This is a genomic window from Pseudomonas grimontii (assembly GCF_007858185.1).
Taxonomy (GTDB): Bacteria; Pseudomonadota; Gammaproteobacteria; order Pseudomonadales; family Pseudomonadaceae; genus Aquipseudomonas; species Aquipseudomonas grimontii.
This window is the reverse complement of record NZ_VFES01000001.1, coordinates 848214-870260: the sequence shown is the minus strand read 5'-3', so window position 1 is coordinate 870260 and position 22047 is coordinate 848214. Positions and strand designations below refer to the sequence as shown.

The window sequence follows — 22047 nt, the reverse complement described above, 5'->3', positions numbered from 1 at the left end:
ACCATGGGCTACACGACGGCCCAACAAGCTCAGCGGGATATCAGCCATTTTTTGATGCACCGGTACAACTGGATTCGACCGCACCAATTTAATGGTGGGCTGCCACCGGCTCAGGCCGAGAAAAAACTTAACGTCGTGTCCGGGATTAGTTGACCACTACACTTTGGTTGGTGGTTCCCGCGAAAACACACTGGCGTGGCACATCCACAGATCTGCGGCCGTAGCTTTCGCGATAGGTATCATTTGAGGCTGAGAAGAATTGTTTAGCCTTAGTGGACTCGGCCTTATTGAAGCTATCCAACTCGCCGAGTTCTACGATCCACTTACCTCGAATGGTCTGAAAGGCGTCTTTATCGCCCAACGCAAATGGCGTATCCATGAACCACGGACCGCCAAGAATGCCTAGCGCCGTCGACTTACCAGCGCCCTGGGCACCTTCGAGGATTATCACAGAGTCAGCCTTGCAGCCCGGAGACATCACTCGTCCCACCGCCGAAATAAGCCAGCGCCTACCGACCTTAGAACTGTAGTCGGTTGGCACGACGCCCAGCACGTCAGTTAACCAACTGTCGAGCCGAGGCACACGGTCCCATTCAAGCTTTCCCAAGTAATCACGCACGGGGTGAAAAGCATGATCGTGTGCAACCACACTCACTGCTTCCATGACATGAGACATCTTGACCCTAAAGTTGTACTGCTGGGCGAGCCACTTCATTACTCTCACGTCATCAATATCTGCCCACTCGCCAACACCGCCGCCGTACGGAGCGGCACGCATCTTGATGATCTTCGAACTAAACATGCAGAAACCGATGACACCGGCCCAGCGTTCATCATTGCCGAGGATCAGTTCCACATTTTGCATGTGCGCTATCAATGCCCCGCTCTCACTGCGAGCCAACCTGTCTTTCCAGCCGCCTGCCGCAGGCGGTTTTACGACGGCGAGTACCTGGCGGCGCACGGCCTCAAGACCCTCCGCGACGTGAAGATCGTTGAAGTCGGTCCACTTGAGTTCACGTTCGCCGGAAAAAATCGGCGCGACTACCTGCCCACCGACAACTAAAGCCGCGTTGTTGGCTTTTTCCTCACCTGGGTTCCACGGTGTCCCATTTGGGCGTTTGGTTTTCCAATCGTCATCGCGGCAGATAATCAGAGGACACCCAGGAAAGCGTGCACGCATAGACTTAGCTACTGAGAGCAGATTGCCCGCGTCAAAAGCTATCGCCACTGCCTGCGAGGTTGCCATGTGCAGGCTGGCGCCAGTGGCATACCCCTCGCAGATTAACAACGGCTCTCCGGGTTCGGGATGCCCACCGATTAAGTGAAAGGCTCCCGCCTTAGACATACCTGCAGGCCAATACATCTTGTCGCGTCCGGTGTCCTCCTGCTTGGAAGGGAAAATAACCTGGAGCCCAACAATATCGTCTTGAACATTGCACATCGGGACCAACACCGCCCCCGTGCGCGACGCATAACGAACTCTGAATCCAATAATGTGTTTTCGATCTAGGTAAGCACTTTTACCCTTATCAGGCATACGTTTGAACAAACCCGACGCACGATTGGCCGCTCGACGCGCCGCGTTAGCCGCAACCTCGGCAGCACGGCGCTTGGCCTCTTCTTGCCGTGCACGCATGACTTCGCGCTCTTCGACAGACATGCGCCCGGGCTTGACCCTGATCTTCTGAGTCTCACCTGAGCGCCAGTCACCAAAACTCCCGAAAATAAGCGTTTCACCCTTTTCGGTGTGGTACTCATGCGCCACGTACCAACCATTCTTTTCCTTACCCTTGTCCTGGGAAGTCCTGCAGCGAGTGAGTTTGCCGAAAGTCAGTGGTTGCTCTGGCTCCAGACCGTAATCAGCGAATTGTCCAAGAACCTCATCAAGCATTGTGCGCCCTCCTAACCTCATCGTAATTTTGGCAACTGACGCACTGTGTGCAGCCCTCCAGGGCAATTCGTCGAGCTAATGGAATCGGGGCATCACACGTTTCGCAGTACAGGAAAGAGTGGCAGACCATTTCAGCCTTCAACGCATCTCTAGTCGCCAGTGCGCGCTCCATTCGTTCCTCGACCAGGTCGTTGGCCAGATCAGCAAGATTTGCCATCGCTCTGCCCCCGCGTTGCCTGGTTGACATAACTGGCTCGATTGAAAAGGCCTAAAAGCCCGCGAATGCCACAGAACACCTGCAGGTGGATCTCAGCTAATTCGCTGTCGCTGACAACGCCGTCGCCGATGCTCCTTGCCCACGTGTCGGCCAGGTCCGCTACCTGTCTAAAGTAAGTAGCGAGGCCAGTAGTCAGTGTTTCTGGCATGTCGTTGGTATAGGCCTCAGCCAGTTCCTGCCAAATGGTGTCGCCGACAAGGCCATGAACCGCATCAAGAATGCGCCGGTCCTTCGTTAGTTCAAGGATCTCGCTGAATTCGTAAATGTTTACAGAATGGCTGGGGTGGGTTGGGGAAAGTTTGTGTTGGAGGGTGGTGGGATTGCGGCCGGTGGTGACAGCGATTGCAGCGGCGCCACCGGGGTAGTCGCGGGCAGCGTGGTAAAGCGCCAAGTCGAGGGGCAGGACTTCCCGCCGCGCTCGATCAAGGGAATTTAAAGCAATTCGGCTCATGGCATTAATCCTTGCAGGTTGCCAGTGCCGCGCAGCATGTAGTGGTGATACATTTGCCGCGTGGCTTGAAAGGGCCCAAACGCCGGCCAGATCCGCAAGATCGAAACCGGCACCGTGCCGAGGCGAACGATCCGTCGCTCACCCCTGGCGCAACAGCTGCCTGATCTGTGGTGGAGGAGGCAGCAACCCAAGGTATCCGTACCTTGGCAGCGCGGTAAAGGAGGCGGTTTAGCATGTGGTGTGCCCGCCTACTTTTATCGCGACCCGACAGCACTGTGGTGGTGTGTGCCGGGAGGAACTGGGCGGCCTTTGGGTCGCCTTTTTTCTAAGTCTTATGCAGCAGCTTGGAATACAGGGGCCGGGAACAGGTCTGGTAGATCGGGACGCAGTTCATGAGGCAGAACTTTGCCATCCGAGGCCCGAGCAACTGAATGAACACGCTCTGTAGGCACACGCCCCGTCTTGAGCCACTTCCAAACGTGCGGCTGCTTAACATTGCAGCGACGAGCCAATTCAGATTGGTTGTTACCACAGACCTCTAGAACTCGCATAAGCGCGGCATGGCCTTCGGAAACAGATCCGGCAACCTGGCCAGTTTGTTCAAGGCAATTTGTAGTCATGAGAAGACCTCAACTGAGTAAACGATGCAGAGATTATAACCTTAGGATTAATCGGTCAACAACTTTAGCTGTTGGACTTTTTATAACCATAGTTATAGCCTGCACTCATGAACTATTTAGATAAAACTCAGCTACCCACCCTCGCAGATCGCCTAAATCATGCGATGTCTCAGCGCAGCCTCAGCCAAGAGGCTCTAGCTACAGCTGCTGGATGCACGCAGGCAAGCATTCAGAAGATAAGCTCTGGCAAGTCCCAAAAAAGTCGGTTCCTACCTGCAATAGCACGGGCACTTCAGGTCGACGTGGATTGGCTTGAGCTGGGTATCGCCCCCGGCTCGCAATCGACCAACGAAGCCACCCACAAGCTTCGCCCACACGACGGCTCCCCTTTTGTTCTCGGGGAGCTTTCGTTATGGGACGATTTAACCCCAATGGAAGCAGGGGAGATCGCCTTGCCACTTTACAAGGAAGTCGAGATAGCTTCAGGGCTAGGAAAATCAACGGTCCAGATTGACGAGGGCCGCAAGGTTTGGTTTTCCAGCTACACATTGCGCAAAGCAGGTGTGGATCCCTCTAACGCAGCGTGCGCAACGAATACGGGTAATTCTAACCATCCACTAATCCTTGACCGCGCGACGCTTGGCGTTGACAAGGGAACGACCAAGATCATCGACGGGCAAATTTATGCGCTCGATCATGACGGTCTATTGAGGGTCAAATTTCTCTACCGTATCCCCGGTGGCATTCGCCTAAGAAGCTTCAACCGCGAAGAGTACGCCGACGAAGACTATTCGTTCGAGGAGGTGATGGAACAACGCATTCAAATAATCGGTAGGATTTTTTGGTGGTCCACTCTGAACCTTATAAATTCTTCACTCCTAGCCAAAAATTAATCGCTAGGTTATTGCGCCAAATTAAAACCTAAGTTATTTTTATCTCACTCTCCCACCACAGAGTGAGGCACCACCATGCACACCACAGCAACCGTACACGTGCACCCAGCGTGCGCGAGCAACCCAAAACTGGTTGAGCAGTTGCAAGCCAGCACCGGCTGCATAGTCATCCTTCACAACAAAAAACCCAAGCTCGCCGCAAAAAGCCAGCAGCCTGCCCCCTTCGATCCTGACGATGGAGGACGTGCAGCATGAGCAGACTATCTCTCAACGCCGCCGCCTACATTCGACTCCAGGCTCAGGTAAACCTTAGCGGCACGTTCAATCACACCCTGCATTCGTGTGATGGCTGCCAATCCGTAGCGGCTCAGGTCGAGATCGAACAGTGCACCGCCGGCATCACGGTGATGGTGCGCATCTGCGGGACGCTCAATACGTCAGTCACCCTCGATAAGCACCGCAAAAACAACGCCACGCGCGTTGCGAGCTTTATCGAAGGTATCGCCAACGGCCGCAGCCCTACCGGAGTACCCGACGTAGATGAGCATGAAGCTGTCAGCGATATAGAGGCCACCCTACGTCTGGCTATCCGACGTGGGCGCGGCATTTACCATCTGATCGCTGACGAACTGGAGCCCTCGCTCCAGATCCAGCGCAACCCACGCGGCGGCTATATCGCCAAGCTCGAAATCGACGACGACGCCGGCTGCCTACTCACCTTGCCCGCCGACAACCAGCGCGCCTACACAATGTTGGCTGAAAACCTCAATCAATTCCTGCAGGGCTACCGCAATAGCCTCGCAGCCGCCGCATGAGGTGCCGCCGTGAGCTTATCCCTCAAACGCGTAGCCGAACGCCTAGGTTTGGGTCACCGCGAGCTGATGAAACGCATGCGCGACAAAGGCTTGCTGGATCAACACAACCTGCCAACCAACCCTGCCGCTACCAAAGACTTTTTGGTCACCCGTGAGAGTCGCTGGTTTCACGAGAAGTATGGCATGCAATACAAGCGCACCACGCGCGTGACGGACATTGGCATTTCCTGGCTGGCCAGGCAGATCGGTATTGAGCGCCCAGCCCCACCCGCCGTGCCTGACCCGCGAGAAGTCGCGTAATGAGACAGCCAGAAGCATGGCCGCGCGAGTACGCCCGCCAGATCGTTGCCATGCGCACACGCGAGGAGCGCAATGCAGCGCTCCTCGAAGTACCGGAACACCTGCGCGACCTGACGAAAAAACACTGCCTTATTGCCTGGAATCATCCTAAGAGGAAGAGAAGCCATGGACCACAAACTGATTGATCAAGCGCTGAAGCAGTTGCTTTCTACAAAGGCCGTCGAGCGAACCGCTGAGCAGATCCAAGGTTTCGCTCACCTGGTATGCAGTGCGGCCGGGGTAACGGCTGATGCGCCCCCATCAACGCTGTCCAGCCTGCCAGAACTGCATGCAGCTGTACTGCTACTCGCAAACCAGTTGGACGTTGTGTCCCTGAATCCAAATAGCACCGTTACCACGGAGTTCCGCCTGTCTAATCGCGCAGTCCCAAAAATTGCAGTCTACATCCACAACCCTCATGGGTTTGACAGCGGCAAGACCATTCTTTCGGGGTACGGCAATTCCCCAGAGGAAGTGCTGCGCGCTCTCCGAGACAACGCCTATGACCTTTGCAAGCTGGGGGCCGACGCCTATGACCTCTCCAGCCTGGAGGCCAAATGACCGCCAACGTCGGCCAGCAACCAATCCGGCTGCTGCCCGCACCAGATCCGTCCACCATCGAGATGCTGCACCACATCTTCGGCGATGTGCTTATTCCCATGGAAAAGGTGCACGCGCACTACTTCAAAAACATCAACGAGAAGACGTTTACCGAGGCAATCAACAGCGGACGTATTCAGTTGCCGGTGACCACCTTGGATCTCAGCGGTAAAGCTCTGCGTTATGCACACATCAGGCATGTCGCGGCGCTGATCGATATTCGTGCTTACCAGGCGGACCAGGTCATGCCGAGACCTCATAGCGATTCGGAGGAAAACTGACATGTCACTTCAAGACTATTGCCGGCACTGCCGGGCACAGTTATCGGCGGACAGAACACCCGACCGACTTTGCGGGCACTGCAACTATCTCGCCGCCGACTACCACCTATACGACGATCTGCGCGAGGAAGGCTACATGTCGTACCAAGCCAAGCTGATGTGTGGCCTGGCCGATCCACCAGATCCTGATCACGAATAAACCCGTTTCAATACTGCTGCCACCACCAGCTTAAGTGACACCACAGGAGCACACCACATGACATTTTTTGAAGTTTTCGCACTGGTCACCTTCGTAATCGCACTCGCCATTTTGTATTGGGTCGAGTATCGGGGCGGCTTGAAGGATGGCTGGGCTGACGGTTATGACGATGGCCACACGAATGGCTACATCGAGGGCATTGAGGAGGGCGAGTCGTCGAGTGCTACCGCTCTTGAAAAGGCCACGCGCCGATGCGAACGCCTGGAACTGATTTTGATCAGGGAACCCCAGGACTGTCAGATTCTTCTGGCCATCGCGGGAAAACTCAAACTCGCCGCCGACTTCTTTCAAGCGATCAAATCGGAAGGCCACGCAACTCAAGCACTCATTCTGCGCGACCACGCTTTGAGCATGGCCGCCGAGTTGGATTCCTTCTATCAGGAGGATGCAGCATGAGTCGCGCTATCCCAATGCTGCGTCTGACGCCCCAGGCCGCTGGAACACTGCAACAGCAGTACACCAAGGCTATGAAGGAACTGAGCGCAATGACTCGCCATAACAAAGAGTTCGACCGGCAACTGAAAGCGCTGATCGGTTACGACGCTCTCCGCGAACTGCATAAGGCAGCTGACAACGCCCTGCTGCTGGCCGATCTCGTGAAGGAGGCCGCATGAACTGGATCCTCACCCACACCGGCAAGCATTTTGACCTGTTCGAACCTGACGCCGACATGATCGACCCACGGGATATTTCCCACTCACTGGCACACCTCTGCCGATTCAACGGTCACACCCGCGAGTTCTACAGCGTGGCGCAACACAGCTGCATCGTCGCCGAGCTGGTGCCGGAAGAACACAAGCTCGCGGCCTTACTCCACGACGCGCCAGAGGCGTACCTGGGCGACATGACCAAGCCACTTAAACAGTGGATACATGCTTACCAGGACTTTGAAGACTGGGTATGGCAACGCGTGTGCCAGCGCTTCGACATTGCTGCAGAACTTCCTGCATGCGTTCACCAGGCCGACTTGATTGCGCTGGCCACCGAACGCCGCGACCTCATGCCAACCGATCCGGCTATCTGGGATTGTTTGGTCGGCATACAACCCATGGCCGAAATCATCCGTCCATGGCCTGCCGCAGAAGCCCGACTCACCTACCACCAGCGCCTGATGGACCAACTCGCTGTCGAACATCGGAGGAAAGCGGCATGAAGAACCAACAGGAAAACCCCAGCGCCCTGCCCGCTTTGCTCCGCAGCACCAGTGGTGTCGACACGCCAGAAACAAACAGTCTCTGCTGCGCAGCAGCAGGCATTATTGCTCCTTCAAGCGCCACTGCCGAGGCACGTATACCCCACGAAAAGCTGCGCGGGGCAGCGGTCAGTGATGCAACGCTTACCGCTTCGGGACGCCCGCCTGCGCAGCCTGTCGTGGGGTATACGCACGCTTCGAGACATATAGGCGTGGCTCAGCCGAGGAGTGCCGTATGACGGTATTTCTTTTGCTGTACCTGTGCGCAGACGCCACCCGAACGAACTGCCAGGTATTGCCAGCTCAGCATTGGAATGGACCGGACGCGTACGAGCAGTGCATTGGCACTATTCCTGGGCTCACCAAAGCGCTGGCAGCCGCCAACCGAAAACGGCACCGATTCGTCTGCGAGATCCAATCCGACGGCGCGCAACCCGCTGAGCAGAAGTCACCGCCGGCGCGTGCTCATCAATCGTTTCGGATGTAACAGGAAGAGGTGCATCAATGACTACGCACAACATCATCAGCCTCAGCGGCGGCAAAGACAGCACGGCGACGCTACTGGTCGCAATTGCCTTAGAGGCACCCAACCTGCAGGCCGTCTTCGCGGACACCGGCAACGAGCACCAACAGACCCACGAGTACCTGGATTACCTGGAACAAGCCACACGCACGAAAATAACCCGCGTGCGTGCTGATTTCACCCAGCGTATTGAAGGCAAGCACCGATTCATCGAATCGAAATGGCGGGCGCAAGGTATAGCAGAGGAGGTAGTGCTGGCAGCGTTGGACGTGCTGCAGCCAACCGGTAACCCGTTCCTAGACCTGTGCATCTGGAAAGGACGGTTCCCTAGCCGCAAAGCCCAGTTCTGCACCATGGAGCTGAAACGCGACCCTATGTTTGAACAAGTAGTCATGCCTTTGATGGATGCCGGCGACATGATCCTGAGCTGGCAAGGTGTACGCGCTGAAGAATCGCTTAACAGGCGATATTTGCCCGAGTGTGACGAAGTGGGGGGCGGCCTATTTAACTACCGGCCGATCTTAAAGTGGAATATTCCATCAGTGTTCGAGGCTCACCGCTACATGGGCATCAAACCGAATCCGCTTTATTCCCAGGGCATGGGGCGCGTCGGCTGCATGCCCTGCATCAACTGCCGCAAGGATGAATTACGCGAAATTGCCCTTCGGTTCCCTGACGTGATTGACCGGATCGATCGCTGGGAGCGAACCGTCCAGCAGGCCAGCAAACGTGGCGCCGCCACGTTCTTTGCCGGGTCAAACGCCAAGCACCCAAAGGGTTCTATTGCCAACATGAGTGCTATCGAAGTGATGGAAATCGCAAGCATTCGCCAGGCCGTCGAGTGGTCCAAGACCGCTCGAGGCGGTATCCAGTACGACCTGATGATTGCGACAGATACGCAGGCCTGCTCCAGCGCATACGGACTCTGTGACACAGATCCTGAACCCGTGAAAATACCGGAGGCAGCATGAGCGCAGCAGAAAAACTCGACTTTAACATCACCCCCGGCGCCTGGTTTCGCCAAGACTTGCTGTACCCAGTCTTCGGCCTAAGTACCGAAGCGGTTCGCAAATACCGCTCCCGAGGTCTGTGGCTTGAGGGCAAGCACTGGCGTTACGACCCAGCTAACGTGATCGTCTACAACCGCGCGGCCATTGAGCGCTGGATGGAAGGGAAGCCATGATCGACAAGATGCCAACTGGCGTGGAGATGAACGGCAAGCAACTCCGCATCTGGTTCATCTTCAACGGTCAACGGTGCCGGGAACCCTTGGAAGGGATATCGAAGGTAAACAAGGCCGCGATCGCCTACGCCGACAACAAGCGCCGTACCATTCTCGCGGAAATCAAAGAGGGCCGCTTCGACTATGCGGCCCACTTTCCCAAATCGCCAAGAGCTGCCATGTTCACCGGGACTGGCGGTCCTTCGCTCAAGCGCACCGTAAAGGAAGGCATTGACCGCTGGCTGGAGGTTCAACGCGCGCTCAAAGCTTCGAGCACCGTCATCAACTACGTCAGTAAGGCTGTGCACGTCGAGAACAAATTCGGCAAGCGTCGAATCGTCGACATCAGCAAGAGCGACATCGAGCTGTTCCAAGCACAGTTACTCAAGCAAGGCCTGGCCCCGAAGACAGTGAATGACATTTTTACTGTCGTCCGAGGCATCTGGGCCGATGCATTCGGCGATGGCATCCTGAAAGCTAACCCGCTCGACAGGATCAGCAACGTCGGATCAGACGTCGACCTGGAGCATGCCGACCCCTTCAGTCGCACCGAGATCGAGTTGATCAGCAAAGCGGATCCCAACCGGCGAGCTGACACCCGAATGATTGAGTTCAACTGCTGGGCAGGGCTATCACTTTCCGAACTAATTGCACTTGCCGTTGAAGATGTCGACCTCGATGCTGGCCTAGTGCACGTGCGGCGTGCATTGGTCGTTGGCGAATTCAAAGTCCCGAAAGAACGCTCCAGGGTACGAGTAGTCGAACTGATTGACCCTGCTCTCGACCTGATGCGAGAAATTGTCGCCGCCGCAAAAGATTCACCAAGCATTGATATCACGGTGACACAGCGTGACAACATCACCTCCAAGAAGTTGAACGTTAGATTTCTTTTCCGCAGTTCCTCCAGCGGCCTACTCTGGAGCGGCAAGACTTTGAGCAAATGGTTCACTGCCCACCTTAAAAAAGCGGAAGTCCGCCACCGGGGCGCTAACCAATGTCGCCATACATTTGCAAGTCAAATGTTATCAAATTATGTGCCTGTTGAATGGGTGGCTAGGCAACTAGGGCACACAGACTCAACAATGGTGAGAAAGCACTATGGGAAATGGATACCAACAGACACTAAGAGCATGGCGAGTTTAGTCTCAAAAATGTTGGGATTCAGAAAATAAAAACGCAGGCCCAAAGAGGGATAGATTTGAACAGCGCGTGCTTATTCCAAAGACTAAAATTGTTTTTTGAAAACACCAAGATTTATTGCCGAGAAAACAAGGACTTCATCTCGACGTCGGGTAAAGTAATTTTTTGTTGGCCGCTAGTCTGATCTATAAAAGAATAAGTCATTGTAGTGATCCCTTGCACACCATCGACCACTGGAGGATCGAACTTCATATCATTAAATATTGGCGTATCCAAATAATCTGAATAATATGTCGTATAGGTCTGCACGCCTGGCGCCCAGGTAAAGCCGTCGCTTATCGTCCCTGTAGAATTGCTGCACTCATATTTATACAGTTTCCCAGGAAGACTGGGGAATATATTTGAAGCCGGAAACGACTTGATCTGCCGGCAACTTATTCCAACTTTACTGAGATTGCCTTTGGTATCCACAGACTCAGTGTATATTTTCAGGTCATTCGCGGGCCACTTCCCTTTAGCTTGAAATAAAAATTTCTGCGTTGTGGCCAAGTCAAAAGATGTAAACATACTAAAGCCATGATAAACAGAAACGCCATAATTCCATCCTTGAGTTCCAGAAACCGCTACAGAATTTTTATAATTAACATATGAACTGGATACTACTCTTGAGCCGTACATAAAGCTGTGAGAAGTACTTAGAAGTTTCGACGAAATTGCACCTGCCTCTGGATCCAACTCATACTGACGCTTAATTTCAGGTGATGGCACCCTTACTGCGGATGGCCACTCACGATATTTTTTTAGCTCGGAGACAGCTGTATCCATATAGACAGCGACTAGCGTACTAAGAACCAGCAAAGTCGGACGATTCATGTCAGCTCCTTGAGGGTTTGATCTTGGTTCAATAAGGTTAGCTGGCGACAGATTTTTTTCAACCAGCCGCCGCATGGAACTGGCGAGCTCTGTGAATCGGGATAATACTACGTAAAACAATTCAGCATGGAAACTCGAAAATGCACACATTGACCGCCCTTTGGACCCGAGCAGCTGCCATTTCTGTCATTTTGATTTGGGCAGTAGATGCAGTCGCTGAGTGCCGTCCCGGCAGCGTCAATGCGGAACACTCCTGCGGTAAGGATAACTACGACCCCAATTATAAAAATCGAAAGAAACCGGCAGCTTCAGGTAGAACTGACGCAGGAGCTGCTGCAGACACGATCCAGTCTATCGGCACCTATCTTCAGCAGCAGGATGATCAATCTCAAAATTTAGAGCACCAGCAACGCATAGAACAAGATCGTATCTATGAAGAACAACAACGCAATCAAAAAGCTCAGTTTCAGCAAAACTACCAGGAGCTAGACACGTTTGAGTCGTCTATGGATGGAGATGGCTGGGAGTCGAGGGCTGCGGCTGCATCGCCGAGTAAAGGACCGTCGAAAGGGAAGGTCCCCGCACAAACATCAAGCACAGGAGATTGCAATTGCCGCGAGGTAGCAGGCGTTTGTACCGCTACCGTGGTGGTGGTCAAGAAAAATAAGACCGGGGCTGACTTCAAGGTAACGTCTTCGGTACCAAGGTGCTCCCGAGTAAATTATTACATCGACAGCACTCCTAGGCTGACGGTGCTGATTAACACTAATACCGCCATGGAGCATGCTGCGGGGCTGACGGAGATATCAAACAAGACATTCGAGGTGGAGAGCTGCCAGGTATGTGCAAGTAAATGAGAGAAAGAGCTTTGCCATCTCGGAATTGTGAAGCGCCCAAGATAGTCAGGCCATAGACGAGCGGTCTCCTAAAGGCATTTCCTGCCCTAAAAATGCCCTAAAAAATGACTCACAAACGAAAAAGCCCCTGTAATCATTAACGATTACAGGGGCTTAGTCTTATTCAATAATGGCGGAGAGATAGGGATTCGAACCCTAGGTACCGGTGAAGGTACAACGGATTTCGAATCCGTCCCATTCGGCCACTCTGGCATCTCTCCAACGGCGCGCATCATAACAGCCTGTTTCGTGGAAGCAAAGCGCAGAAGCGATTTTTTTCCGTGCTATCAGATGCTTGCGTCGATTAAAGCGGTACGCCGAGACGCTTGGCGACTTCTTCGTAGGCTTCGATCACATCACCGAGGCCTTGGCGGAAGCGGTCTTTGTCCATCTTCTTCTTGGTGTCCTTGTCCCACAGGCGGCAACCGTCCGGGCTGAATTCGTCGCCCAGGACGATGGAGCCGTCGTGGAACACACCGAATTCCAGCTTGAAGTCCACCAGCAGCAGGCCTGCGTCGTCGAACAGCTTGCTCAGCACGTCGTTGACCTTGAGGGACAACTCCTTCATGCGCGCCAGTTGCTCGGCGGTGCCCCAGCCGAATGCCACGACGTGGGATTCGTTGATGAACGGGTCGCCCTTGGCGTCGTCCTTCAGGAACAGCTCGAACGTGTAAGGGTTGAGCTTGAGGCCCTCTTCCACGCCCAGGCGCTTGACCAGGCTGCCGGCGGCGTAGTTACGCACGACGCATTCCACCGGGATCATGTCCAGCTTCTTCACCAGGCACTCGTTGTCGCCCAGCAGTTTGTCGAATTGGGTCGGGATACCGGCCGCTTCGAGTTTCTGCATGATGAAGGCGTTGAACTTGTTGTTCACCATGCCCTTGCGATCAAGTTGTTCGATGCGCTTGCCGTCGAACGCCGAGGTGTCGTTGCGAAACAGCAGGATCAGGCGGTTGGCGTCGTCGGTCTTGTACACCGACTTGGCTTTGCCGCGGTAGAGTTCTTCACGTTTTTCCATGATGGGCTCCGCTTTGAGTGAGGTGGGCTAGGCGATATGTCGCCAGTCGAGCCCTGAATCTTGATCGGCCAGTTGCAGCCAGTCCGGGTCGCACCCGAGGGTGTCGACAAAACATTGCCGGGCAAGCGTCGGCAGGTTGTTCTTGCTGCTCAAGTGGGCCAGGACCAGGTGTTGCAGGTCTTGCCAGCCCAACTCATACACCAGGTACGCCGCCTGATGGTTGTTCAAATGTCCCAGTTCACCGCCCACCCGCTGCTTGAGAAAGTAGGGGTAATGACCGCGAGCCAGCAGGTCTCGACAGTGGTTGGACTCGATCATCAAGGCATCGAGGTTCCGGTAACCGTCCAGCACCTTGGCGCAGTAGGAGCCCAGGTCGGTGAGCACGCCGAAACGCCGCTCTCCGTCACTGAACACATACTGCGTCGGTTCCTGGGCGTCGTGCGCCACGGCAATCACATCGATGCTCAGGGCACCGATTTGCAGCTGCTCGCCACCGGCCAGGAAACCTGCGGGTTCAATGGGTTTGCGCATCCCGCGCAATGTGCCGCGACTGAGGTACACCGGAAGATTGTAGCGCCGAGACAGCAAACCCACGCCATGCACGTGGTCGGCATGTTCGTGGGTCACCAGAATCGCGCTCAGCTGCGAAGGGTGAACCCCCAGGCGCAGCAGGCGTCGCTCGGTTTCCTTTAACGAGAAACCACAATCCACCAGTACGTACGTGTCGTCGTGGGCGACCAGCGTGCCGTTCCCTTGGCTACCGCTACCGAGAACAGCAAAACGCATCGGATCAGCCCAGGTTGTCCTGAATCACGCCCAACACTTTGCGCGCTGTTTCAGCCGGCGCAACGGTATTGATGTTCTTCTCGACGGTGACTTGCACAGTCTCGCCAACCTTACTCAAACGAACCTGATAACGCTCGGCGCGGGTCTCGATTTCTTCCTTGCTCGGCTTGCTGCCAAACAGTTTTCCGAAGAAACCAGGCTCTTCATCTTTGCGCTCGGCCTTTTCAGCCACGTTGATGTAGTACAGGCCCAGGCTGCGGTTGATGTCTTCAACACGCCAAGGACCTTGCTCCAACGCACGACCGACGCTGGCCCAGGCACGATCCAGGTCTTCACCCAGATTCAGTACCACGTTGCCGCTGCCGTCTTCGGTGAGGCTAACGCGGCTCGGGGTGTCGTAATCACGTGCGGCGAGCAGGGAGACGGAACCGCCCTTCTCGGAGATACGGCTCATGCTGGCCAGCATCTCGTCGACCAATACCGAGTCGACACCGGTGTTGACCGAGCGGTTGGTGAAGTCGACGTTGGCGGTGCTGCCGGCAGGACGCTCGGCGCTGACCACATAGACTTCACTGGTGTTGCGCTGCACGCCTGGCTCGATGCGCACACGCACACGGGCTTCGCTGTCGGCAGCTACACCACCGGCCTGCAGGCGCTTGGCCATAGTGGCGGACAGCTCGCTGCCCTGCTGCCATGCCGTGGTGAACTCACCGGTCTGCGGGCGCTGCTCGGCGATGCGGAAACCGTTGTCCTGGAAGAACTGCACCGCTACTGGCCAGACTTCGGCAGGTGGGCGCTGCGCCACGATCCAACGCGAATCACCGCTCTTCTGCAGGCTGTAATCGCTGGCATCCGCCACGGCCGAAATCGGCTGTGGGCGCGGCACCACGTATTCACCCTTGGTGGTGTCGTCGGCAACGTTGCGTGGAATCGGCAGCAACGGGTCAAGACGCTTGGCGACGTTGACGTCCGGCGGCAGTTGCATCGGTTTGATTGCTTGTGCTTCCAGGTAATCGCTGCCGCGGTCACGGAAGTAGCCTTCCGGGCCCCAGACCCAACCGCAGCCACTGGTGCTGGAGATAATCAAGGCAAGTGCGGAAAGTCCGGCCAATCGCTTCATGCGTAGTGCTTCCTCAATTAAACCAGGACGCCGGACTGGCGCAGGGCCTGTCGCAGCGGTTCGTGACAGGCTTCGCTGAGGCGGGTGAGCGGCAGACGGATACCGTCCGGCATCAGGCCCATCTCGAACAGCGCCCACTTCACGGGAATAGGGTTGGATTCGATAAACAGTGTCTTGTTGAGCGGCATCAGCTTCTCGTGGATCGCACGGGCGGTCACGGCGTCGCCGGCGATGGCGGCAGCGCACATGTCGCTCATGGCGCGCGGGGCCACGTTGGCGGTCACGGAGATATTGCCCTTGCCGCCCAGCAGGATCAGCTCGACAGCCGTGGCGTCGTCACCGGAATACAGCAGGAAGTCGCTGCTCACACCGGCCAGGATGTCCTTGGCGCGCTGCAGGTCGCCGGTGGCTTCCTTGATGCCGATGATGTTCGGCACGGTGGACAGTCGGATCACGGTCTCGGCCTTCATATCGCACGCGGTACGACCCGGCACGTTATAGAGGATCTGCGGGATGTCGACGGCTTCGGCAATGGTGCGGAAGTGCTGGTACAGGCCTTCCTGGGTCGGCTTGTTGTAGTACGGGGTGACCAGCAGGCAAGCGTCGGCGCCAGCTTTCTTGGCGTTCTTGGTCAGCTCGATGGCTTCGCGCGTCGAGTTGGCGCCCGTACCGGCAATCACGGCAATACGCCCCGCGACACGCTTGACCACGAATTCGATCACCTGGATGTGTTCTTCCACATCGAGGGTGGCCGATTCACCGGTGGTGCCGACCGCCACGATGGCGTTGGTGCCTTCTTGCAGGTGGAAGTCCACCAGTTTGCCAAGGCTGTCCCAGTCGAGATGACCTTGTGCATCCATGGGTGTGACCAGTGCCACCATACTGCCCGCAATCATGCAACCGCTCCTGCCGGAAAAAGAGAGCCGTAATGGTACTGGCGCCAAGATGCTTGTACAAGCGAAGTACCGCCTGAGGATGCGTTCTGGCGCAACTAAACGACGGGAATGCCATCATTGAGCCAAAGCACGGGTTGAGGCCGGGCAAAATCAGGCGGATCACGCAATGAAAACGCCACCTCCTATCCCTTGGCGACGCTTTTCGCTACCCTTCATGCTTTGATCGATACGGCCCTCACAGTATCGACCGCTCATCGTTTTAGGAAGGCTGCATGTCCACCCCCACAGTTCGCGAACAATTCCTTGTTATCAGTGCCCTCGGCGCCAACCCCATGGAGCTGACCAACGTCCTGTGCCGCGCCAGCCATGAGAACCGCTGTGCCGTGGTGACCTCCCGCCTTACCCGCCATGGCGAGTGCAGTGCACTGGTCTTGCAGATTTCCGGCACCTGGGATGCCCTGGCGCGCCTGGAGACTGGCCTGCCGGGCCTGGCCAAGAAGCACGACTTCACCGTCAACGTGGTGCGCAGCGCCGCGCTGGAAAATCGCCCGCAGGCGCTTCCTTATGTAGCGTATGTCAGCTCGGCCTATCGCTCGGACATCGTCAATGAGCTGTGCCAGTTCTTCATCGACCACAACGTCGAGCTGGAGAACCTGACCTGCGACACCTACCAGGCACCGCAAACCGGCGGCACCATGCTCAACGCCACGTTCACCGTGACCCTGCCGGCCGGCGTGCAGATCAGTTGGTTGCGCGACCAGTTCCTGGATTTCGCCGATGCACTGAACCTCGACGCGTTGATCGAGCCGTGGCGCCCACAGAACCCAATGTAAGGAAGTCATCATGGCGGTAGTCATCGATAAACCGGTCGCCGATTTCGAAGCCCAGGCCACCAGTGGCCAGACCTTCAGCCTTGCCGCCCTCAAGGGCAAGCAAGTGGTGATCTACTTCTACCCGAAGGACAGCACCCCGGGTTGCACCACCGAGGGCCAGGGTTTCCGTGACCAGTACGCAGCATTCAAGGCGGCCGACACCGAAGTGTTTGGCGTGTCGCGCGACAGCGTGAAGTCCCACGAGAACTTCAAGGGCAAGCAGGAATTCCCGTTTGAGCTGATCAGCGACAAGGATGAAGCAGTCTGCCAGTTGTTCGATGTCATCAAGCTGAAGAAGCTGTACGGCAAGGAATACCTGGGCGTGGACCGCAGCACCTTCCTGATCGACAAGGAGGGTGTGTTGCGCCAGGAATGGCGCGGCGTGAAAGTGCCAGGGCATGTTGATGCCGTACTGGCCGCAGCACAGGCTCTGAACAAGGCTTGATGACGCGAGGGAGGGAGCTGGAGCCTCCCTCTCCGTTTCAGAGTAAAGGCGCCACCACCGGTTCCTGCCGCGGCCACGCGTCCAGCACCGCCTTGAACAGCGTCGCCAGGGGAATGGCAAAGAACACGCCCCAGAATCCCCATAATCCGCCAAACAACAACACTGCGCAGATGATCGCCACCGGGTGCAGGTTGACGGCCTCGGAGAACAACAGCGGCACCAGTACGTTGCCGTCCAGCGTCTGGATAATGCCGTACACCGCCATCAGGTAGATGAACTGGTCACTCCAGCCCCACTGGAACAACGCGATCAGGGTAACCGGCACCGTCACCACCACCGCACCGACGTACGGCACCACGACGGAAATGCCGACCAGCAGTGCCAGCAGCGCCGCGTAGTTCAAGTCCAGGGCGATGAAGGCAATGTAGGTAACGCCACCACAGATAATGATCTCGATGACTTTGCCACGAATGTAGTTGGCGATCTGCCGGTTCATTTCTTCGGCCACCCGGGTAATCAGCGCCCGTTCGCGTGGCAGATAGCCGCGCACCCAACGTCCGATCATGGCGCGGTCCTTGAGGAAGAAGAACACCAGGATCGGCACGAGCACCAGGTAGATCATGATGTTGACCAGCAGCGGCAGGCTCGACAGGGAAAAGGTCAGCGCCCATTGCCCGAACTTGCCGATTTCGCCGCGTGCCACTTCTATGGCCTGCAACACCTGCTCGTCCGAGACCAGATGCGGGTAGCGCTCCGGCAACAGCAACAATAGCGACTGCCACTTGGCGAGCATGCCCGGCAACTCGTTGAACAACGTGATCAGTTGGTGCCACAGCAGCGGCAATACCACGACGATAAACACCACCAGCAGCCCCATGAACAAGGCAAATACCAGGCCCACTGCCGCGCCGCCCGGCAAGCGTAAACGCTCCAAGGTGGTGACCAGGCCCTGCATCAGGTAAGCCAGCACCATCCCCGCCAGTACCGGCGCCAGCATGCCACCCAAGGTGAGTACGGCCGTAAAGGCCAGAAACAGCAGGACCGCCAGCACCACGGCTTCTTCATCAGAGAAGTAGCGCTGGATCCAGTCTCGTAACACTTTGAACATCAATCAACCTCGGGTGGTAGGGGCAAACGGTTCAGGCCTTGCGCAACCAGTAACGGTACACACCGGCGGCGTCTTCTTCATGCAACAGGGTATGGCCGGCCAGCTTGGCGAAGGTGCGGAAATCACGCTGGGAACCTGCGTCGGTGGCGATCACCTTGAGCACTGCGCCACTGGCCAATCGATTGAGCTCCAGCTTGGCCTTGAGCAGAGGTAACGGGCAATTAAGGCCACTGGCATCGAGTTCGGCATCAAAGGCTACAGCGTCGGTCATGGTTTTACTCCGGACAAGCATCGGGGTGCTTAGAATATCTGGTCCGAAGCTCAGTGTCCGGCTACAGTAAGCTCTTTGTCGAAAGGCTCTGTGCATGACTTTTTTGCGCCCTACCCTGCTGACGCTGGCTTGCCTGCTGGCCTCCCCAGGCTTCGCTGACGACCTGCCGTCACTTGGCGACGCCAGTTCTGCCATTGTCTCTCCCCAACAGGAATATCAGTTGGGCCGTGCCTGGCTGGCCTATCTACGGGGCCAGGTCTCGCAGTTGAACGACCCGCAGCTCAAGGATTACGTCGAAACCAGCGTGTACAAGCTGGTGGAAACCAGCCAGGTGAATGACCGGCGCCTGGAGTTCATCCTGATCAACAGCCCGCAACTGAACGCCTTTGCTGCGCCAGGCGGCATCGTCGGCGTGAACGGCGGCCTGTTTCTCAATGCCCAGACCGAAGGAGAATATGCCTCGGTACTGGCCCACGAACTGGCCCACTTGTCCCAGCGGCACTTCGCCCGCGGCGTTGAAGCGCAGCAGCGCATGCAGATCCCGATGATGGCTGCCCTGCTCGGCGGCATCATTGCGGCCGCCGCCGGTGCAGGGGATGCAGGGATTGCAGCGATTGCCGGCACCCAGGCGGCGGCCATCCAGGAACAACGACGATTCTCTCGCCAGAATGAACAGGAGGCGGACCGTATCGGTATCGTCAACCTGGAAAAAGCCGGCTACGACCCACGCTCCATGCCGACCATGTTCGAACGGCTGATGCGCCAGTACCGCTTCGACGCCAAGCCACCGGAATTCCTGCTGACTCACCCGGTGACCGAATCGCGTATCGCCGACACCCGCAACCGTGCGGAACAAGCCAAGGCCGGCGGCAAGGAAGACAGCCTGCGCTACCAGTTGATTCGCGCACGGGTACAACTGCAATATGAAGACACGTCAGGACTCGCCGCCAAGCGTTTCCAGGCGCAGCTGGACGAAAATCCGAAAAACGATGTGGCGCGCTATGGCCTGGCCATCGCCCAGATCAAAGCCTCCCAGTTCAAGCAGGCACGGGAAAGCCTGCAACCGTTGCTGGCCAAGGCACCCAATGACATCACCTACAACCTGGCGCAGATCCAGTTGGACATCGACAACAACCACCTGCCCGACGCCCAGCAACGCACGGATCGGATGCTGACCCAATACCCCGGCAACTATCCGCTGAACCAGATTCGGGTAGATCTGTTGCTTAAACAGAATCGTACCGCCGATGCGGAAAAGGCCCTGGATGGCCTGCTCAAGTCTCGCCCGGACGATCCGGATGTGTGGTACCAGGTCGCCGAGACGCGTGGTTTGTCGGGCAATATCATCGGCCTGCATCAGGCTCGCGCCGAATACTTTGCCTTGGTGGGCGACTTCCAGCAGGCCATCCAGCAACTGGATTTTGCCAAACGTCGTGCCGGCAGCAATTTCCCATTGTCGTCACGTATCGATGCACGCCAGCGTGAGCTGATCGAACAGGAACGCCTGGTTAAAGGCATGATGAGCTAAACCCATCGCCTACAAAAAAGCCCCGCCCTCGTAAAACGAAGGCGGGGCTTTTTATTGGCCGGGTGGGTTACTCGGCCAGCTTGAAGGTAATGAAGCTGGCGCGCCCCTGACGAAGCACGCGCATCGATACCGAGCGGTTCTTCGGCAACGCCTTGGCGATGTCGGTGAACTGCTTCGTAGTGTCAATCGCCTGATTGTTCAGGTGAGTGATCACGTCGCCAGGCTGCAGGCCGATCAAGGCAGCGGGGCCATCCTGCACTTCCTTGATCACCACACCGCTTTTGAGGTCGAAGCTTTTCTTCTGCTCATCGGTCAGCTCAGCCACGGCAATACCCAGACGGTTGCTGCTGCGCTCGGCACCCGGCTTGGTATTGCCCAGGGCATCCAGGGTCGCGCCCTCTTCAGGGATCGCACCAACGGTCAGTTCAACATTCTGGCGTTTGCCGTCACGAATCACTTCCAGCTTGGCCTTGCTGCCGGCCTTGAGTGCACCGACCAGATGTGGCAGGTCGGCGGACATAACGATCGGTTGACCGTTCATGCTCAGGATCACGTCGCCGACTTGCAGGCCGCCTTTGGCAGCCGGGCCGTCGTCCTGGATTTGCGCAACCAGGGCACCGGCCGGCTTGTCGAGGCCGAAGGATTCAGCCAAGTCCTTGTTTACTTCCTGGATGACCACGCCCAACCAGCCACGACTGACCTTGCCACCGCTTTTCAGCTGATTGGAAACATCCATGGCCACGTCGATAGGAATGGCGAACGACACACCCATGAAGCCACCGGAACGGGTGTATATCTGCGAGTTGATCCCCACCACTTCGCCCGCAAGGTTGAGCAACGGACCACCAGAGTTGCCCGGATTGATCGGCACGTCGGTCTGGATGAACGGCACGTAGTTCTCGTTCGGCAGGCTGCGGCCAATCGCACTGACAATGCCCTGGGTGACGGTATGGTCAAAACCAAACGGCGATCCGATGGCTACCACCCACTGCCCAGCCTTCAGGTCCTGGGATTTGCCCAGCTTCAGTACAGGCAGGTCTTTACCCTCGATCTTCAGCAAGGCCACATCGGAACGGGGGTCTGTGCCTACCAATTTGGCTTTCAGCTCACTGCGATCAGCCAGGCGCACGAGGATCTCGTCGGCGTCGGCAATCACATGGTTATTGGTGAGGATGTAGCCATCTGGCGAGATGATGAAGCCCGAACCCAGGGACTGCGCTTCACGCTGACCACCGCCACCGCGCGGGGTACGAGGTTGTGGCATGCCACGCTCGAAGAACTCGCGCAGCATCGGCGGCAGGCCTTCCAGGTCAGGCATCTGCTGGTTGGAGACTTTGCGATCCGGCAACTTCTGCGTGGTACTGATGTTCACCACGGCAGGCGAGGCTTGCTCAACCAATTGGGTGAAGTCAGGCAACTCGACCGCTTGCGCGGACACGGCCTGACCCAGCACCAATACCGTGGCGACTATGGATAGGTAAGACTTCAAACGTGGTATCGACATACAGCTCCCGTTACGACGAGCAGGGTTGAGCGACAGGGTTCAAGAAACGCCGAAAACTGCGACCGACATCTTTGTTCCGCGAACAAAACAAGGCCAGAGCCAACAAGCCCTGACCTATAAAAAACATGGGAGATTTTTGCAAGTGAAAATGCTGATCCAGACATTTCATGCTCCCGCCAGCCAACCTGGCATGGGCGTACTGTGAAAGATCGGGATGAACATAGGAT

At 56.6% G+C, this 22047-nt stretch carries 29 protein-coding genes, 1 tRNA gene and 2 pseudogenes; 19 read left to right on the top strand and 13 right to left on the bottom strand.

Annotation, left to right across the window (positions count from 1 at the left end; translation table 11 throughout):
• A pseudogene (locus FIV39_RS04245) lies at positions 1–153 on the top strand (IS3 family transposase); the annotation flags it as partial.
• 10 nt (positions 154–163) lie between these two features.
• Here FIV39_RS04245 and FIV39_RS04240 read toward each other — a convergent pair.
• The 4 genes and pseudogenes from FIV39_RS04240 to FIV39_RS33835 all read right to left on the bottom strand — a co-directional run.
• Positions 164–1891 (bottom strand): annotated as a pseudogene (locus tag FIV39_RS04240) (VapE domain-containing protein); the annotation flags it as partial.
• A complete protein-coding gene (locus FIV39_RS04235) occupies positions 1884–2063 on the bottom strand; it encodes a TraR/DksA C4-type zinc finger protein (RefSeq protein WP_315871546.1) in 180 nt (59 codons plus the stop codon). The gene FIV39_RS04235 and the pseudogene FIV39_RS04240, both read right to left, overlap by 8 nt.
• Positions 2064–2091: 28 nt before the next feature.
• Positions 2092–2619, bottom strand: coding sequence for a phage regulatory CII family protein (locus FIV39_RS04230; RefSeq protein WP_167361132.1), 528 nt, complete (start codon positions 2617–2619; stop codon positions 2092–2094).
• Positions 2620–2951: 332 nt separating this feature from the next.
• Positions 2952–3170, bottom strand: coding sequence for a transcriptional regulator (locus FIV39_RS33835; RefSeq protein WP_390620685.1), 219 nt, complete (start codon positions 3168–3170; stop codon positions 2952–2954).
• A gap of 176 nt (positions 3171–3346) precedes the next feature.
• Here FIV39_RS33835 and FIV39_RS04220 point away from each other — a divergent pair, with 176 nt between their 5' ends.
• The 13 genes from FIV39_RS04220 to FIV39_RS04145 all read left to right on the top strand — a co-directional run bounded on the left by FIV39_RS04220 (position 3347) and on the right by FIV39_RS04145 (position 10535).
• A complete protein-coding gene (locus tag FIV39_RS04220; protein WP_090408034.1) occupies positions 3347–4132 on the top strand; it encodes an XRE family transcriptional regulator in 786 nt (261 codons plus the stop codon).
• A 251-nt stretch (positions 4133–4383) separates the two neighbouring features.
• Positions 4384–4947, top strand: a complete 564-nt coding sequence (locus FIV39_RS04210; RefSeq protein ID WP_090408039.1) for a hypothetical protein — start codon at positions 4384–4386, stop codon at positions 4945–4947.
• 9 nt (positions 4948–4956) lie between these two features.
• Positions 4957–5247, top strand: a complete 291-nt coding sequence (locus FIV39_RS04205; RefSeq protein ID WP_090408042.1) for a phage antirepressor KilAC domain-containing protein — start codon at positions 4957–4959, stop codon at positions 5245–5247.
• Between the two features lie 165 nt (positions 5248–5412).
• On the top strand, positions 5413–5847 hold the full coding sequence (locus FIV39_RS04195; protein WP_090408049.1) for a hypothetical protein: 435 nt from the start codon (positions 5413–5415) through the stop codon (positions 5845–5847).
• Positions 5844–6167: a pyocin activator PrtN family protein gene (locus FIV39_RS04190; protein ID WP_090408053.1), complete on the top strand. Its 324-nt coding sequence runs from the start codon at positions 5844–5846 to the stop codon at positions 6165–6167. Before FIV39_RS04195 ends, FIV39_RS04190 begins: the two co-directional genes overlap by 4 nt.
• Before the next feature lies 1 nt (position 6168).
• Entirely contained in the window at positions 6169–6366 is a 198-nt protein-coding gene (locus FIV39_RS04185) for a hypothetical protein (protein ID WP_090408056.1), read from the top strand.
• A 57-nt stretch (positions 6367–6423) separates the two neighbouring features.
• Positions 6424–6822 carry a hypothetical protein gene (locus tag FIV39_RS04180; protein WP_090408059.1) on the top strand — a complete coding sequence of 133 codons (399 nt, stop codon included), beginning with the start codon at positions 6424–6426 and terminating at the stop codon, positions 6820–6822.
• Positions 6819–7040, top strand: a complete 222-nt coding sequence (locus FIV39_RS04175) for a hypothetical protein (protein ID WP_090408062.1) — start codon at positions 6819–6821, stop codon at positions 7038–7040. The genes FIV39_RS04180 and FIV39_RS04175 overlap by 4 nt, the downstream gene beginning before the upstream one ends.
• The gene (locus FIV39_RS04170; protein ID WP_090408065.1) at positions 7037–7579 is read left to right on the top strand and encodes a phosphohydrolase; all 543 of its coding nucleotides are present in this window, start codon (positions 7037–7039) and stop codon (positions 7577–7579) included. Before FIV39_RS04175 ends, FIV39_RS04170 begins: the two co-directional genes overlap by 4 nt.
• 274 nt (positions 7580–7853) lie before the next feature.
• Positions 7854–8105, top strand: a complete 252-nt coding sequence (locus FIV39_RS04160; RefSeq protein WP_090408071.1) for a hypothetical protein — start codon at positions 7854–7856, stop codon at positions 8103–8105.
• Positions 8106–8122: 17 nt separating this feature from the next.
• A complete protein-coding gene (locus tag FIV39_RS04155) occupies positions 8123–9112 on the top strand; it encodes a phosphoadenosine phosphosulfate reductase domain-containing protein (protein ID WP_090408074.1) in 990 nt (329 codons plus the stop codon).
• Complete coding sequence (gene xisR / locus FIV39_RS04150; RefSeq protein WP_090408080.1) at positions 9109–9324, top strand: excisionase family protein; 216 nt, start codon at positions 9109–9111, stop codon at positions 9322–9324. The genes FIV39_RS04155 and xisR overlap by 4 nt, the downstream gene beginning before the upstream one ends.
• The gene (locus tag FIV39_RS04145; protein WP_090408083.1) at positions 9321–10535 is read left to right on the top strand and encodes an Arm DNA-binding domain-containing protein; all 1215 of its coding nucleotides are present in this window, start codon (positions 9321–9323) and stop codon (positions 10533–10535) included. The genes xisR and FIV39_RS04145 overlap by 4 nt, the downstream gene beginning before the upstream one ends.
• An 82-nt stretch (positions 10536–10617) precedes the next feature.
• Here FIV39_RS04145 and FIV39_RS04140 read toward each other — a convergent pair whose 3' ends face one another.
• The gene (locus FIV39_RS04140) at positions 10618–11376 is read right to left on the bottom strand and encodes a hypothetical protein (RefSeq protein WP_143513903.1); all 759 of its coding nucleotides are present in this window, start codon (positions 11374–11376) and stop codon (positions 10618–10620) included.
• A gap of 140 nt (positions 11377–11516) precedes the next feature.
• Here FIV39_RS04140 and FIV39_RS04135 point away from each other — a divergent pair, with 140 nt between their 5' ends.
• Complete coding sequence (locus tag FIV39_RS04135) at positions 11517–12233, top strand: hypothetical protein (RefSeq protein WP_090408088.1); 717 nt, start codon at positions 11517–11519, stop codon at positions 12231–12233.
• Positions 12234–12403: 170 nt separating this feature from the next.
• On the opposite strand, the gene FIV39_RS04130 is transcribed toward FIV39_RS04135, so the two are convergent.
• The 5 genes from FIV39_RS04130 to dapA all read right to left on the bottom strand — a co-directional run bounded on the left by FIV39_RS04130 (position 12404) and on the right by dapA (position 16092).
• Positions 12404–12493: transfer RNA gene (locus FIV39_RS04130), tRNA-Ser, on the bottom strand.
• An 83-nt stretch (positions 12494–12576) separates the two neighbouring features.
• Complete coding sequence (purC, locus tag FIV39_RS04125; RefSeq protein WP_027604309.1) at positions 12577–13290, bottom strand: phosphoribosylaminoimidazolesuccinocarboxamide synthase; 714 nt, start codon at positions 13288–13290, stop codon at positions 12577–12579.
• Positions 13291–13317: 27 nt separating this feature from the next.
• Complete coding sequence (locus FIV39_RS04120) at positions 13318–14076, bottom strand: MBL fold metallo-hydrolase (RefSeq protein WP_027604310.1); 759 nt, start codon at positions 14074–14076, stop codon at positions 13318–13320.
• A gap of 4 nt (positions 14077–14080) precedes the next feature.
• Entirely contained in the window at positions 14081–15196 is a 1116-nt protein-coding gene (bamC, locus tag FIV39_RS04115; protein ID WP_090408091.1) for an outer membrane protein assembly factor BamC, read from the bottom strand.
• Positions 15197–15213: 17 nt separating this feature from the next.
• Positions 15214–16092: a 4-hydroxy-tetrahydrodipicolinate synthase gene (gene dapA, locus FIV39_RS04110; RefSeq protein WP_032888561.1), complete on the bottom strand. Its 879-nt coding sequence runs from the start codon at positions 16090–16092 to the stop codon at positions 15214–15216.
• A gap of 272 nt (positions 16093–16364) precedes the next feature.
• Here dapA and FIV39_RS04105 point away from each other — a divergent pair, with 272 nt between their 5' ends.
• Positions 16365–16925: a glycine cleavage system protein R gene (locus FIV39_RS04105; protein WP_003172487.1), complete on the top strand. Its 561-nt coding sequence runs from the start codon at positions 16365–16367 to the stop codon at positions 16923–16925.
• Positions 16926–16935: 10 nt separating this feature from the next.
• Complete coding sequence (locus tag FIV39_RS04100; protein ID WP_090408094.1) at positions 16936–17409, top strand: peroxiredoxin; 474 nt, start codon at positions 16936–16938, stop codon at positions 17407–17409.
• A 37-nt stretch (positions 17410–17446) separates the two neighbouring features.
• On the opposite strand, the gene FIV39_RS04095 is transcribed toward FIV39_RS04100, so the two are convergent.
• Complete coding sequence (locus tag FIV39_RS04095) at positions 17447–18517, bottom strand: AI-2E family transporter (RefSeq protein WP_053136801.1); 1071 nt, start codon at positions 18515–18517, stop codon at positions 17447–17449.
• A gap of 31 nt (positions 18518–18548) precedes the next feature.
• Positions 18549–18788, bottom strand: coding sequence for a sulfurtransferase TusA family protein (locus tag FIV39_RS04090; RefSeq protein ID WP_010212198.1), 240 nt, complete (start codon positions 18786–18788; stop codon positions 18549–18551).
• 94 nt (positions 18789–18882) lie between these two features.
• On the opposite strand from FIV39_RS04090, the gene FIV39_RS04085 reads away from it, so the two are divergent.
• The gene (locus tag FIV39_RS04085) at positions 18883–20316 is read left to right on the top strand and encodes a M48 family metalloprotease (protein WP_090408098.1); all 1434 of its coding nucleotides are present in this window, start codon (positions 18883–18885) and stop codon (positions 20314–20316) included.
• A gap of 67 nt (positions 20317–20383) precedes the next feature.
• Here FIV39_RS04085 and FIV39_RS04080 read toward each other — a convergent pair whose 3' ends face one another.
• Positions 20384–21820, bottom strand: coding sequence for a DegQ family serine endoprotease (locus FIV39_RS04080; protein ID WP_146371480.1), 1437 nt, complete (start codon positions 21818–21820; stop codon positions 20384–20386).
• Between the two features lie 25 nt (positions 21821–21845).
• Between FIV39_RS04080 and FIV39_RS32945 the strand changes: the two genes are divergently transcribed.
• A complete protein-coding gene (locus tag FIV39_RS32945; protein ID WP_167361086.1) occupies positions 21846–22025 on the top strand; it encodes a hypothetical protein in 180 nt (59 codons plus the stop codon).
• Positions 22026–22047 lie beyond the last annotated feature (22 nt).

Coding starts and splice junctions, on each gene's coding strand:
- FIV39_RS04220 (WP_090408034.1), top strand. CDS start 3,347: ATGAACTATTTAGATAAAACTCAGCTACCCACCCTCGCAGATCGCCTA.
- FIV39_RS04235 (WP_315871546.1), bottom strand. CDS start 2,063: ATGGAGCGCGCACTGGCGACTAGAGATGCGTTGAAGGCTGAAATGGTC.
- dapA (WP_032888561.1), bottom strand. CDS start 16,092: ATGATTGCGGGCAGTATGGTGGCACTGGTCACACCCATGGATGCACAA.
- FIV39_RS33835 (WP_390620685.1), bottom strand. CDS start 3,170: ATGCGAGTTCTAGAGGTCTGTGGTAACAACCAATCTGAATTGGCTCGT.
- FIV39_RS04140 (WP_143513903.1), bottom strand. CDS start 11,376: ATGAATCGTCCGACTTTGCTGGTTCTTAGTACGCTAGTCGCTGTCTAT.
- FIV39_RS04175 (WP_090408062.1), top strand. CDS start 6,819: ATGAGTCGCGCTATCCCAATGCTGCGTCTGACGCCCCAGGCCGCTGGA.
- FIV39_RS04230 (WP_167361132.1), bottom strand. CDS start 2,619: ATGAGCCGAATTGCTTTAAATTCCCTTGATCGAGCGCGGCGGGAAGTC.
- FIV39_RS04100 (WP_090408094.1), top strand. CDS start 16,936: ATGGCGGTAGTCATCGATAAACCGGTCGCCGATTTCGAAGCCCAGGCC.
- FIV39_RS04120 (WP_027604310.1), bottom strand. CDS start 14,076: ATGCGTTTTGCTGTTCTCGGTAGCGGTAGCCAAGGGAACGGCACGCTG.
- FIV39_RS04090 (WP_010212198.1), bottom strand. CDS start 18,788: ATGACCGACGCTGTAGCCTTTGATGCCGAACTCGATGCCAGTGGCCTT.
- FIV39_RS04105 (WP_003172487.1), top strand. CDS start 16,365: ATGTCCACCCCCACAGTTCGCGAACAATTCCTTGTTATCAGTGCCCTC.
- FIV39_RS04195 (WP_090408049.1), top strand. CDS start 5,413: ATGGACCACAAACTGATTGATCAAGCGCTGAAGCAGTTGCTTTCTACA.
- FIV39_RS04085 (WP_090408098.1), top strand. CDS start 18,883: ATGACTTTTTTGCGCCCTACCCTGCTGACGCTGGCTTGCCTGCTGGCC.
- xisR (WP_090408080.1), top strand. CDS start 9,109: ATGAGCGCAGCAGAAAAACTCGACTTTAACATCACCCCCGGCGCCTGG.
- FIV39_RS04080 (WP_146371480.1), bottom strand. CDS start 21,820: ATGTCGATACCACGTTTGAAGTCTTACCTATCCATAGTCGCCACGGTA.
- FIV39_RS04155 (WP_090408074.1), top strand. CDS start 8,123: ATGACTACGCACAACATCATCAGCCTCAGCGGCGGCAAAGACAGCACG.
- FIV39_RS04170 (WP_090408065.1), top strand. CDS start 7,037: ATGAACTGGATCCTCACCCACACCGGCAAGCATTTTGACCTGTTCGAA.
- FIV39_RS04185 (WP_090408056.1), top strand. CDS start 6,169: ATGTCACTTCAAGACTATTGCCGGCACTGCCGGGCACAGTTATCGGCG.
- FIV39_RS04160 (WP_090408071.1), top strand. CDS start 7,854: ATGACGGTATTTCTTTTGCTGTACCTGTGCGCAGACGCCACCCGAACG.
- FIV39_RS04135 (WP_090408088.1), top strand. CDS start 11,517: ATGCACACATTGACCGCCCTTTGGACCCGAGCAGCTGCCATTTCTGTC.
- FIV39_RS04145 (WP_090408083.1), top strand. CDS start 9,321: ATGATCGACAAGATGCCAACTGGCGTGGAGATGAACGGCAAGCAACTC.
- FIV39_RS04190 (WP_090408053.1), top strand. CDS start 5,844: ATGACCGCCAACGTCGGCCAGCAACCAATCCGGCTGCTGCCCGCACCA.
- FIV39_RS04180 (WP_090408059.1), top strand. CDS start 6,424: ATGACATTTTTTGAAGTTTTCGCACTGGTCACCTTCGTAATCGCACTC.
- FIV39_RS04210 (WP_090408039.1), top strand. CDS start 4,384: ATGAGCAGACTATCTCTCAACGCCGCCGCCTACATTCGACTCCAGGCT.
- purC (WP_027604309.1), bottom strand. CDS start 13,290: ATGGAAAAACGTGAAGAACTCTACCGCGGCAAAGCCAAGTCGGTGTAC.
- bamC (WP_090408091.1), bottom strand. CDS start 15,196: ATGAAGCGATTGGCCGGACTTTCCGCACTTGCCTTGATTATCTCCAGC.
- FIV39_RS04095 (WP_053136801.1), bottom strand. CDS start 18,517: ATGTTCAAAGTGTTACGAGACTGGATCCAGCGCTACTTCTCTGATGAA.